8 protein-coding genes are annotated in these 12,902 nt (G+C 47.8%); all 8 read left to right on the top strand.

The window, feature by feature from the left end:
- Window positions 1–210: 210 nt before the first annotated feature.
- Window positions 211–2,292, top strand: a complete 2,082-nt coding sequence (locus tag ACN0R8_RS01380) for an EAL and GGDEF domain-containing protein (protein ID WP_417594318.1) — start codon at window positions 211–213, stop codon at window positions 2,290–2,292.
- A gap of 12 nt (window positions 2,293–2,304) precedes the next feature.
- Window positions 2,305–3,873 carry a methyl-accepting chemotaxis protein gene (locus ACN0R8_RS01375; RefSeq protein WP_417594316.1) on the top strand — a complete coding sequence of 523 codons (1,569 nt, stop codon included), beginning with the start codon at window positions 2,305–2,307 and terminating at the stop codon, window positions 3,871–3,873.
- A 212-nt stretch (window positions 3,874–4,085) separates the two neighbouring features.
- A complete protein-coding gene (locus ACN0R8_RS01370) occupies window positions 4,086–4,451 on the top strand; it encodes a c-type cytochrome (protein ID WP_417594314.1) in 366 nt (121 codons plus the stop codon).
- Between the two features lie 149 nt (window positions 4,452–4,600).
- Complete coding sequence (locus tag ACN0R8_RS01365; protein ID WP_417594312.1) at window positions 4,601–5,074, top strand: DUF2947 domain-containing protein; 474 nt, start codon at window positions 4,601–4,603, stop codon at window positions 5,072–5,074.
- A gap of 46 nt (window positions 5,075–5,120) precedes the next feature.
- A complete protein-coding gene (gene sbcD, locus ACN0R8_RS01360) occupies window positions 5,121–6,365 on the top strand; it encodes an exonuclease subunit SbcD (protein WP_417594310.1) in 1,245 nt (414 codons plus the stop codon).
- A complete protein-coding gene (locus ACN0R8_RS01355; protein WP_417594308.1) occupies window positions 6,362–10,216 on the top strand; it encodes an SbcC/MukB-like Walker B domain-containing protein in 3,855 nt (1,284 codons plus the stop codon). The genes sbcD and ACN0R8_RS01355 overlap by 4 nt, the downstream gene beginning before the upstream one ends.
- Before the next feature lie 152 nt (window positions 10,217–10,368).
- Entirely contained in the window at window positions 10,369–11,448 is a 1,080-nt protein-coding gene (locus tag ACN0R8_RS01350) for a hypothetical protein (protein ID WP_417594306.1), read from the top strand.
- Between the two features lie 348 nt (window positions 11,449–11,796).
- Window positions 11,797–12,900, top strand: a complete 1,104-nt coding sequence (locus tag ACN0R8_RS01345) for an efflux RND transporter periplasmic adaptor subunit (protein WP_417594304.1) — start codon at window positions 11,797–11,799, stop codon at window positions 12,898–12,900.
- The last annotated feature ends 2 nt before the right edge of the window (window positions 12,901–12,902 follow it).

Here is a 12,902-nt window from a genome sequence, read left to right as displayed (position 1 = left end):
CAATGTAACCTAATGCCCTGATTTTTCGTGGTGTTTTGAGGTAGGTCAAATCTTGATGCTAATTTTTTTGACTGGTGTCGGATTAAAACCAAACTTTACATATGCCTGAAACATCTTTTCATCCGTTGGACTAGGTGCTAAATTGCCGCGGCCGTAGCTTCAATATAAGCATTTCTTTATTTATTCTGTTTTAACTGATGGAGTTTTACTTTGAACCGTTTCGTAATGTCTGCTGATGCGTCACACCTGTTAGAAGGTGTTTCGCAAGGTATGGAACTGATTGATACGGCATTTGCCCATATCAGTTTAGATCAGCAGTTGACGGTTCTCTCGTCTAATACTCAGTTTAAACAGATGGCAAGGCAGTATCACTTGCCAGAGGCGGTTTTAATTAGTTGGTTGAAAGGAAGTCTCTTTCAGACCCGGGAAGAATTATTATCACAATTGAATAAAACATCTGCCCTTACGGCAGAAGGGAGAGGACATGCGAGTGATGGTAAAAGCTTTCACTTTCAATGGTCCCTTAAGCGGCTATCAGATTCGACAGCGCTTTGCTTTGTGCGTGATATTCGCTGGCGGCAGAAATATCAGGACCAGTGGACACTCTTTGAGCGTATTTTCAATTCCAGTCGGGCATCGGTTGTTGTAACTGATGCCAGTAACAGAATTGTATTGGCTAATAAACGCTTTGAGGAGATCTCTGGTTACCCCTCTGCTGAGGTGCTGGGGTTCAATCCTGGCTTCTTTAGTTCAGGTCGTCAGGACAAAGCCTTTTACCGAAACCTATGGCAGAGTCTCATCAATGACGGCTATTGGTCCGGGCTTATCTGGAATCGCCGAAAAGATGGGCAGGAATACCCTGAGCAGAAAACGATTTATACCGTGTTGAATGAAGCCGGTCAGATTACGAATTACTTCTCGTCAGGAGAAGTTGTATTGCACAACGATGCTCCATCTCTGGTCAGTTCATTAGCGCCAGGCCAAAGTAACAGCATTATGGGGCAGCAAGGGTTGACGGAAGCGCTGAGCCGTAAGCTGCAAAACCATCAACAGCCGATTACTGTTTTTTACATCGGGATCGACAATATGGGGCGCCTGAACCGCCATGGTGGTATGGCACTGGGGGATCACATCATCCGAACCACTCTGCAGCGGTTGTCAGAGACTTTTTTGCCGGATGGTTATGTGGCGCGCTCTGTTGGTGATGAATTTATTATTGCAACGCCTTATATAACATCGCCTTCCCAGGCAGAGTCCGTCGCTCAGGGGTTGCTGGATACATTACAAAGTAGCATCGAATATCAGGGCATTGAATGGCGCTCGACAGTCAGTATTGGTATTAGCCTGCTGGAACAGAGCCAGCGCCCCCGTGAAGCGATTGAGCAGTCTCATATCGCGATGCATCATGCAAAAGAGCAGGGAGGGAATAGCAGTCACTTTTTTAATAGCGAACTGCAGAAAATCGCTAAAGAGAGTGTATTGCTGGAACAGGCGCTTCATTTGGCGTTAGAGCGCAACGAGTTCTCTCTGCACTATCAGCCAATTGTTGATACGAAAACCGGTCAGTTGGTAGGTTCTGAGGCTCTGTTACGCTGGAATTCAGAGCAATTTGGTTTTGTGCCTCCAGATCGTTTTATACCCATCGCGGAACATTCCGGGCTGATCTATGAGCTTGGGCATTGGGTTATTGAAGAGGTCTGCCAGCAGATAAACCGTTGGGGTGAAAGCTTTACGGGAAGTGTCGCCGTCAATTTATCCGCACATCAATTACAGTATGCCGGGTTGGCGGAACAGTTAATGTCTGTTTTGAATAAGTATCAGGTTCCTGTTGAGAGGGTTTCTCTTGAGATTACAGAAACGGCGATGATTCAGGACGCTAACTCGGCAGTTTCTGTGGTCGCGGACCTCAAAGAAGCAGGCTTTATGTTATCTATTGATGACTTTGGCACCGGTTACTCCAGTCTGAGTTACCTGACACGTTTTCAGCTTGATAAATTAAAAGTCGATCGTTGCTTTGTGCAGAAAATGACGGAGCAACCCCAGGAGCGGCTGGTGACCAAGGCTATTGTTCAGCTAGCTAAAAGTCTCGGCATGCAGATTGTTGCTGAAGGTGTTGAAACTCAGGAGCAAAGGTCTGCATTAAAAGCCCTTGAATGTGATTATCTTCAGGGATATCTCATCAGCAAACCGTTGCCTGCTAATGAATTCGATTTGTTTGTTACAAACCTGACCCGAGCCGGCTTGGTTGAGTGCTTTGCATCTCTACCAGAGGCAGTTGAAAGTATCATTTAAGGATTCAATTCGATGTCACAACCCTCTGTCACCCAAAGGGCAATAAAGGTCGATCCTGATCGCTGCATTATTTCGACAACCGATAAAAAAGGGATCATTCAGGATTGTAATGACTACTTTGTTAGCTTATCTGGTTACGATGAAAGTCAGTTGATCGGTGCTCCCCATAATATTATCCGGCATCCGGATATGCCGAAAGAAGCCTTTTCCGACCTTTGGAAACGGATATCCAAAGGTGAGAACTGGATCGGTTTGGTTAAAAACCGTACTGCTAATGGCGATCATTACTGGGTTGATGCTTTTGTGACGCCGATTTTTGAAGGTTCGGAAATTACAGGGTATCAATCCGTTCGTCACTGCCCGGACCAGCCAGATGTTGATCGTGCGGATGAGCTTTATAGCACTATTAGAAATGGGGGGGCACTTCTATCTCACTGGTTTAAAAGTAAGAGTCGTACTTTTATTACGTTTGCTCAGGGCATGTTGTTTACCTTACCTCTGTTGGTGTTGGCACTTTGGATGGCTGATATCTCCCTGGATAAAAGCAGCCTGATCGTTATCTTTTCTGTTCTCGGTATAGGTTTTGCCGCTTTTCAGCAATCGAAACAATATCGCAGGCTGGCGGCTAAGTGTCGTAAGATTTACAGCGATCCACTGGGACAGAAAGTCTACAGTAACTATCATGATGAAGTGGGTGAAGTTGATATTGCCCTGCACTATCTGGATCGCACAATGAGAACGGTCGTGAACCGTCTTGATAATGCATCAGCCCATTTTCACCGCCATATTGAAGGGGTTTCTGAGCAGGCTGCTCAAGTGAGTTCTCAGACAGAGACTCAGCTTGATGAGCTGGCACAGACCGCTACTGCTATGGAACAAATTAGTATTGTGACTGAAGAGGTCGCCCGCAACTGTGATGCGGCCGCCGGCGTTTCCCGAAAAACGGATGAAGTGAGTTACTCGGGTCAAGATATTGTACGAAGAAGCGAGCAGGCGATACAGTCGTTATGCGACTCAGTGCGTAGTTCAACGGCTCAATTAGAAGCGTTACAGGAACAGAGTGAGAATATTGATCAGATTCTGGATGTGATTGGCGGCATAGCTGAGCAGACAAACCTTCTGGCGCTAAATGCGGCCATTGAAGCTGCCCGTGCAGGGGAGGCAGGACGTGGCTTTGCTGTTGTTGCGGATGAGGTTCGGGGTTTGGCTCATCGCTCTCAACAGTCAACGTTAGATATTCAGACTATTTTATCTCAGTTTCGTGATCAGACACGTGAAGTGGTTAGCCAAATGCAAACCTCTGAATCATTGGCCGTTTCTACGGTTGATGAGATTAAGCAGGCCGAACAGGTATTGGCTGAACTTCAGGCGATCATCAGTCAGCTGGGTCAGATGAATATCCAGATCGCCTCTGCCGCTGAGGAGCAATCTGCCGCAGCTAACGAGATGAAAGAGCGTATTTCACTGATACATCAATCGGCGCAGGCAACGGCTGATGCCAGTCGTGCTACCCGACAGTCCAGTCTTCACCTAGTGGATGAAGCTAATGACCTGTCCAGCCTGATTCAGCGTTTCGGCTGAGCCTAAAGTCATCTGTTCTGATGTCGTGCCCCGTCGGAGAGAGTATCTTTCCGGTCTCAGACCTTTCTGATGGCGGGGTTGGTTATGCTTGCCCTGTAGCAATGCTTGTTATCATCAAATGAGCTATGTTCAGGTAATAGTTAAGAATGCCTATCAGATTTAGGATAAAAAGCTTTGCAGAGCTGAGATCCAAGTCGAAAAAGGAGTTGCCCATGGCTGGTGTCAGATTATCACCTTACTTGTTAGAGTCTAACCGAAAGATTTTCGGGATATTGCTTTTGCTCGCATCACTGCTGTTATCTGGGTGCTTCTATAATGATGATCCGCCCCCAACCAGTGCCACGGGCAAGCAGATGTATACGGAGTATTGCGCGAGTTGTCATAAGGCCAATGGTCTTGGTAAGTTTCTAATGGGTATTCCCGCCAATGCGGCCCATCGCCTCAGCCGTGCTGAAGTTATAAAGCTGATCCGCGAAGGCGATCCACGCTATCCCAGAATGCCTGTTTTTCCGCAAATTAAGTTCAGTCAAGCAGATAAAATTGCCCATTACTTGACTGAGTTGAAAGAACAGCAATAGCCACTGCGTTTCAGCACTCCTAAAGTGGGTTGTGGTAATCAGGCAAGCCCTGAAACCAGAATCAGAAACTGATATAATGCGCCCCATTAGCCCGGTGTTGTCACGTTCACGTCACCGAGCTTCCGCATCGTAGAGGTTTTTGAATTTTAATGAGTTATATCGATTTAGACACGTACTCAAAGCGCTGGATTTTTCGCCATAAAGACCTGCCCATTACCGCTGAGGATCTGGCTGCGATTAAGCCAATGACAACAGAGCGTTCGGCACAGCTGTGGCAGTCGCAGATTAGCCAGAAAAGCTCAGATCATAGTTTTTTTCAAAAAGATGACTGGGCGGGTAACAGTAAAACCTGGTTAGAAATCGGTCCCTGGCAACAGGCCTGGGATAGCAGCAGCAATGATCTTCCTGAATTAATGCAACAGCACTTTGACTGTGAAGGTAATACAACGGTTTATGTTTGTTATGACAGCGAGCATGTTATTGAAACCACATGGGCTGTTTTTTGCCGGGCGTGGAAAAACTTCCTCTTTCTGGATGATGGGACGCTACTCATTGGCCGGAAGCGTAAGCAGGTTGCACAATTCTTTGACAATGGTGATATGCGTATTGGCCTTCGTCCATAGCTGATGTATTCGCTTTACTGTCTGCTTTCCGTTTCAGGGATGTTATATGAGAATTCTGCACACCTCCGACTGGCATTTAGGTCAGTTGTTTTACGGTAAAAGCCGGGAGCAGGAACAAAGCGCTTTTCTGGACTGGCTTTTAGATCAGGTAAAGCAAAAGTCTATTGATGCTGTGATTGTTGCTGGTGACCTGTTTGATACCGGAACGCCTCCCAGTTATGCCAGAGCGCTCTACAATCGCTTTATTGTTCGCTTGCACCAGGAAAGCCCGGACTGTCAGCTAATCTTACTGGCGGGTAATCATGATTCTGTTGCTGTACTTAATGAATCGAAAGCGCTACTCCAGGCACTGAATACCCGGGTGATCGCAGGCGCTGATCCTGAAGGTATCTCCATGGATACCTGCCATACTCATGATGATGTTCTGATCCCTTTAACGAATAAACTCGGTGAGACAGACGCCATACTCTGTGCGGTCCCCTTCCTTCGCCCCAGTGATCTGATGCGCTCAAAGGCCGGTCTGTCAGCGGATGAGAGAAAGCAGCAGTTGCAACAACAGATCAGTGATTATTATCAGCAGCTGTACCAGCTGGCTAAGCAGCAATACCCGCAGCAACCTGTCGTTATGACGGGACACCTCACCACTGTTGGAGCATCCACATCCGAATCGGTTAAGGATATCTATATCGGTACACTGGATGCTTTTCCGGCATCTGGGTTTCCTCCGGCGGACTATATTGCTCTTGGTCATATTCACCGGCCCCAAAAAGTCGCAAAAACCGAACATATCCGCTATTGCGGCTCACCTCTGGCACTAAGCTTTGATGAGAAGGCTAAGGAAAAGCAGGTATTAATTGCTGAACTGGATTCTGACAACGGGTTTATGGGTACAGAGGGTATTCCTGTTCCGGTTTTTCAACCGATGCAGCGCATTACAGGCAGCTTATCGGAAATTGAAGTTGAGATAGAGCGACTGCCTGCTCAGTTTGAGTCATGGACTGATGGTCAGCGTCTATGGCTTGAAATTAATGTTAAGACAGATGATTACTTGTCGGATCTGCAACCCCGTATTGAAGCTATGATCGGTGACCTGCCTGTGGACCTGCTTCGTTTACGTCGGGATAGCCGACGTCAATCCAGCTTAGCGGATTATCACCATGGAGCTCAGCTGGATGAGCTGACACCTGAAGATGTGTTTCTGAAACGCCTGGAACAGGAATCGTTGGAAGAAGAGCGTAGGCATGAACTGATAGATTGCTTCCGACAGATTCAGGGAGAGATCAAAGCGTGAAAATTCTGACCGTCCGGTTAAAGAATCTGAATGCCCTGAAAGGGGAGTGGAAAATTGATTTCACACAGGAGCCCTTCGACAGTAGTGCTATTTTTGCCATTGTCGGTGCGACCGGAGCCGGTAAAACAACACTATTGGATGCTATCTGTCTGGCGCTTTACCATGAAACCCCACGTTTGCAGGTTTCCGGCTCTGATAATCAGTTAATGACCCATCATACTCAGGACTGTTTGGCAGAAGTTGAATTTGCCATCAATGGTGAGCGGTATCGGGCGTTTTGGGCTCAGCGCAAAGCAGCCAGAACTCAGCGTCTGCAGGCGCCGACAGTGGAGCTTACTGATGGTGAGGGCCGTATTCTGGCCAGCAAAAGCACCGATAAAAAACGTCTTATCGAAACGCTGACCGGCCTTGATTTTAATCGTTTCACTAAATCTATGCTGCTATCACAGGGGCAGTTTGCCGCTTTTCTCAATGCCAGTGGAAGCGAACGAGCTGGATTACTGGAAAAGCTGACAGGTACAGAAGTCTACGGGCAGATATCTGAACGGGTTTTTCAGCGCCATAGAGAAGAACAGGATGTGGTTACGCAACTCAAATATCGACTGGAAGGTGTTGAGCTACTCACCTCGGACCAGATCACTGAATGTGAAACGGTTCTGGCTGCTAAGGAAACGGCTCTTCAGGATGCTTTACCAGGACGGAAACGTCTTAACGAAGAGCTGAGCGCTTTTAAACAGCTGGAAGCCCTCTGGCAAAAAAACGAACAAGCGGAATCTGAGCTGAAAGTTGCTCAGGCTGCTTTTAAAACTCACAAAGAGGTTATTAATGCCCTCGATAAAGCAGGCCCTGCACAAAAAATTCTGACGCAGTATCAGAAAGTCCAGGAGCTGGATCAAGTTAGAGCAGAGGCCGAACAACGCAAGACAGAGCTTTACGAGGCACATCAGCGTCAGGATGCTGAGCGTCAAAAGGCTGAACACCGACTCAATACCGCCGATACGGCCCTCAAAGCAGATAAAGTTAACAAAGCGGAAGCTGAAAAGCGCCTGAACGAAGAGCTCGCGCCACTGGATGAAAAGATTCGTCAGCTTGAGTCTCAGATAGCAGAGCAGCAGCGCCTGCTTGAGCCTGAAGAGCACCAGCTTCTATCCTTGAAGGACAAGAAACAGCAGTTGGCTTCAGACCTTAATCAGCAGCAAGACTATTTACTGCAAAACCAGCAGTGGCTGCAGAATAATGCCCATTGTGGCTTACTGCCTGAGAGCTTGCCGACAATAACAGAGCAGTTTAAACGCCGATTGGAACATCACCAGGAGCTGGTACATCTCGCTGGTCAGGAAAAAAATGCGGATCAGCAACTGCAAGAGATTCGTCATCATCTCCAGCCCCTGGAGCAGCAAACCAAGGGTTTTGACGCCGAACGCATGGCCCTTACTCAACAATTATCCCCTCTTGAACAACAGCTTCTGCAACATCCTCTGCAAAATGATGCGTTAGCCCGATCACTTCTGAATGAGCTTTACCAACTCCCGGAGCCTGTTCAGCAGCTGTCCTATTATCAGCAGGAATACCTGAAACTCACCGAACAGGTGCATCAACAAGAGCAGGAGATCAACCGTTACAAAGAGCAGGTCGACTCTTTAGATAAAGAACGCACGCCACTTCGGGATGAGTACAAAAAGTTGAATGCCCATCTTCAGGATCTTGAACAATTGCACGAACGTGAGCGTCAGATTGCTGCCCTGGAAGATGCTCGTAATCGTTTACAACCTGATGAAGCCTGTCCTCTGTGCGGTTCCCATGATCATCCTGGAATTCATGAATATCGGGCCATTGAGTTAAGCCAGACCGAGACTCGGCTGCACAACATGCGAGCTCAGTTGGAGCAGACGCGGAAAAAAGGGGAGCAGCTGAGCAACCAGATCGACCAGCTGAAGGTGCGGATTGAATCACTGCAGCAGGATCAGCGACAGAAGCAGCAAAACCTGCAACAAACCGAAACTGAGTGGCAACAGATCTGCCAGAATGTTTGTAGCACGGTGTCTGAAATAGAAAAACTTATTTTAAATCAGTCGATTGGCAATCTAAATGAGCTTATTGATAAGCTGGTTCAGTATTTCAGGCAGCCAGCAGCGCTACCGGGGCTCCAGGCTGAATTCGCCGCTCAGGGAGTTCATATCCTCAAGACCGCAAGTCAGTCTGTTCAGACCTGTATCGATGAGCGAGAGTCTCTGAAACAGAATATCTGGCAGATTCAGCAAAAGCTCCATGAGCGGGAAACCGTCAATCAGGATGCTCAGAAACAGATCCATGAGTTACAAAAGCAGCTTGAGCGTTTTCTTGCCCAAAAAGAGCAGTGTAAAGCAGACCGTCTCAAGCTTCAGCAGCAGGTCACTACCCTTGAGCAGGTACTGGTTCAAAGCTTGCGTCAGATAGACCTAAATGCAGCGTTGCCGGAGTTAGAGCAGCAGCATACCTTGCTGAGTCAGCTTCGTATGCAGCTTAGCGAATGGCAGCAAGCGACGGAAAATCAGCGGCAAGCGGATCAGAAACAGCGTGAATTACAGTTGCAACTGAATAACCAGCAGACGCAGGCTGAGGAACAGGAAAAACGCTGCCATCTGATAAAAAGCCAGCTCGAAGAGCTGAAAAAGAGCTGGCAATTGCTGAAAGAGGAACGCCACCTGTCATTCGGTAGTGCCAGCCTTGATGAGGAACGCATGCGTTTGAGGGCGCAGTTGGAGCATTCTGAAAAGCATCTTGAACAGATGCGCATTCAGTTTGCCCAGCAGAAAGAGAAATCAGACGAACTGAAAGCCCGACTGAGTCAGCAAACGTCCTACTGTCAGGAGGCAGCTGATAAGCTAAAGGCGGCGGATGAAAACTGGCAGAACACGTTAGAGACCAGCCCCTTCAAAACACAAAAGGCCTTTGAACAGGCTGTACCGGATGCTGCGGAGTATGAGCGCTGGCAGGTTCTGAAAAAAGAGCTGGATGAAGCACTTCGTGAGGCCGAAGTTACTCTGAAAGTTAACAAAGAATCTCTGGAGCAATTTATAACCTCGGTCGCTTCAGAGCATCAGGATGCGGGGCGCGTGTCATCAGATGACTCCGTCTGGCTGAGTCTTCAGGAGACCGTATCGTCTAAATCAGTCAATATGGCACTCAGAAAGATACCGGCTTTAGAGCTCAGGCTTACAGAGTATGAGCAGAAAATCGAAACACTCAAAACAGAACTCACGGAGCAAAAGCAGGTCCTGAAGCAGGACAAGCAGCGCCGGGAAGGCGTGAGATCTCTCGCTGAGGAGATCGACAGCCAGCAGCAGCAAGCTGACCTGTGGGCCCAGATGAATCAGATGCTTGGTTCCGCCAATGGCGATAAGTTCCGCCGTTTTGCTCAAGGGCTAACGCTTGAGTATCTGATTGAACTGGCTAATCGGCAGCTATTGCAACTGCATGACCGCTACCAGCTGAGACGCAAAGTCAATTCTGAACTTGAAATAGAAATTCTTGACACCTGGCAGGCTGATGCAGTGCGCGACACACGTACTCTTTCCGGTGGAGAGAGTTTTCTGGTTAGTCTGGCACTTGCCCTGGCCTTGTCGGATCTTGTCAGTCATAAAGTGCGTATTGATTCACTTTTTCTTGATGAAGGCTTTGGTACACTCGACAGCGATACCCTGGAGATGGCGCTGAATGCGTTGGATAATTTAAATGCCAGCGGCAAGATGATTGGTGTGATCAGTCATATTAGTGCGATGAAGGAACGTATTCCGGTTCAGATTCGTGTTAATAAAAAAGCTGGCCTTGGTATTAGTGTGTTGGATGAGTGTTTCCGTCATGGTGCTTGATTAGATCACTCTGAGTACACCGAAAATGCTGGCCTTTAAGAGATCTGTTGTGGTTTTTATATATGCGTTAAAACAGTCGTCTTGCCTGCGCTGTTTGCAATGCCTGCGCTCTTGAAGGTCATACCCATGACGCTTAATAAAGAATCTTTGTTATGTTTATTCCAGTTGTAACATCGTTAGCTGCTTTCCTGTTAAGGCGGCGCACCCTGGCCTTCAGAGGTTTGCTTGTTCTTCTGGTGGCCATTGCAGGTTGCAGTCAGCCTAAAATTATTAGCAATGAAGCGCGCAACATGAGGGATATTGACAGGGAAGCCACTGTTGATCAGGAATTTTCACGCCCCCTGGCACGTAAGGCCGAGCTGAAGGGCGTTCAGATTTCTCCTCAAGGTAAACATTCCTGCGGCTTCGCGGCATTAGCTGCAATGATTAATGATAAGCGCTATTTGGTTCAACCATCAGATCTGCCGGGGCTAGACTGCTATTCAGGACAGAAGGTGACATCATCTGTTGCTGTAGTAAATGCCGGTCGTGGCCTCGGGCTGTTAGCCTACAAGCTTAAGCCTGATCTGGCCCATCTTCTGCTTCAGGTGGAGGCAGGATTCCCTGTTCTTGTATTAAGCCATCCAATGGCAAGCTCAGAATCTCGGGAGTATTTTTCTGTCCTGACAGGCTATAACCTTGACCGTCAGGAACTGACGTTAAGCTCTGATATAGCAGGGACTGAGTCTATTGATATACAAACTTTTTTAACCTCATGGGATCGCTCCGGTAGTTGGGCTTATCTCTTTCTGAAGCCAGGTCAGGCTCCGGTTGAAGCAGCCCCTAAAGACTATCTGGCCGCCAGTCTCGACCTTGCAGATATTGGGTTAAGTGTTTCGGCACAAAAAGCACTGGAGAAGGGTGTAGTACTGTGGCCGGAGTCAGAAGCTATGCGCCAGGCACTCTCCAATGTTTATTTTCAGTCTGGCTTGCTTGATTCGGCTTCGGAGATTTTATTAGACAGCCCATCGCTGAGCCGGTCAGGTGAACTCTGGAACAGAATTGCTTATATTCAGCAAGCGAGACAATGCTATAGCAGTGCTTTTCAGGCGGTTCAGTGCGCCATTACCTTATCACCGGATGATCTCAGTATTCAGCAGAGTTTACAGGATATTCTGGCTAAAACAGATCGCCCGGATGGCGATATGTTATGTCCTCAGCTGACATGCCCTCAGTTGGTTGAAGGCTTCTGATATCCCCTTAATCAACCCGAACTTATAAAAGGACTGCCATATATCGTTGGCAGCCTTTTTTCATATTACTGATCCATATCCAGATCAGAAGCATTGACCTCTTCAGTTTTTGAGCTGTAACGCCTTGTTTTCCGGTTTTTTATCGCAACGGTCAGATTGTTAATCACTTGTTTTAATTTGATGAATAATTAACATGTCATACCAGACATATTTACTCTAGTATTCTCAGCCCAATATCTATCTTGTGGATGCATATTAAGATCCTTGTTCCAGCATCTGTCTGGTGAATAGATAACTGCCTATAAACCGGCCTAACTTTTTTGACCCCAAACCCGAGGAATTAAACTGATGCCTGCTCAATCACGTTTATTTGTGATCGCTTGTGCACTCACATCAACCCTATTGCTTACAGGCTGTCAGGAGGAGGAGACTAACGCGGCGGTTCAGGATGTTATCCGGCCTGTTAAGCTGGCTTCGATAGGCCACCAAAGCGTTTCGGTGCGTTATTTCCCGGCAGAATTTGTGGCCAGTCAGGAAACTGATTTGGCTTTTCGTGTCTCAGGCGAGCTGGAACAGCTTCCGGTGACAGAAGGGGAAACGGTTGTTAAGGGCCAGGTACTGGCCGCACTGGATGATCAGGACTTTCTGCTCAACGTTAAGCAGCGCCAGACAGCTTATGATCTGGCCAAGCTGCAGTATGAACGGATACGGGCCATGGTGGTGCAAAAGGCTGCAACCCAAGCGCAGCTTGATGAGGTAAAAACCTCTATGGATCAGGCTGAAACTGCCCTGGAGCAGGCGCAGAATCAGCTGGCATACAGTAAAATCAAAGCACCGTATGATGGTGTAATTGCCAGGGTTTACGCGGATAACTATGAGTTTGTCAGCGCGACGGCTCCTATTGTTAAACTGGAAAATGCGGAAACAATTGATGTGCGCTTTCAGGTGCCTGAAGACCTTGTTGCCCGTATCCGTAAAGACAATACCAGCTATCTGCCCAAAGTAGTGGTTGAAAGTGTGCCGGGTAAGGTTTTTGAAGCACGCTATAAAGAACATAGCACCAACCCTGACCCGAGTACTAAAGGGTATGATGTTATTCTGACCATGCCGCGTCCGGACCCTGCTTCAGTGACTCTTTTACCGGGCATGACTGCTGAGGTTCAGGTGAATGTTAATGAGATGCTGGGGGACCCTGCTTTCTGGCTTGTTCCTGTAGAAGCCGTTTTTATGGATGAGTCGAAGCCAGCAGAAAGTGAAGAGCGTTCTGTTTGGGTCTATAACCCGGAAAATCATCTGATCAACAAACGTGCTGTTACCATCGGTGAGCTACAGGGCAATATGATTCAGGTGACTTCAGGGCTTAGCGAAGGTGAGCAGATTGTTGCTGCCGGAGCCCATGCCATTAAAGACGGGATGGAAGTGCGCCCCTGGGTTAAAGAGCGGGGGCTGTAAGC

The sequence above is a fragment of the Oceanospirillum sp. genome, from assembly GCF_048265165.1.
In the GTDB taxonomy this organism is placed as follows: domain Bacteria; phylum Pseudomonadota; class Gammaproteobacteria; order Pseudomonadales; family Halomonadaceae; genus Oceanospirillum.
Note: the sequence above shows the minus strand (reverse complement) of the source record. Positions and strands in the feature narration are given on the sequence as shown.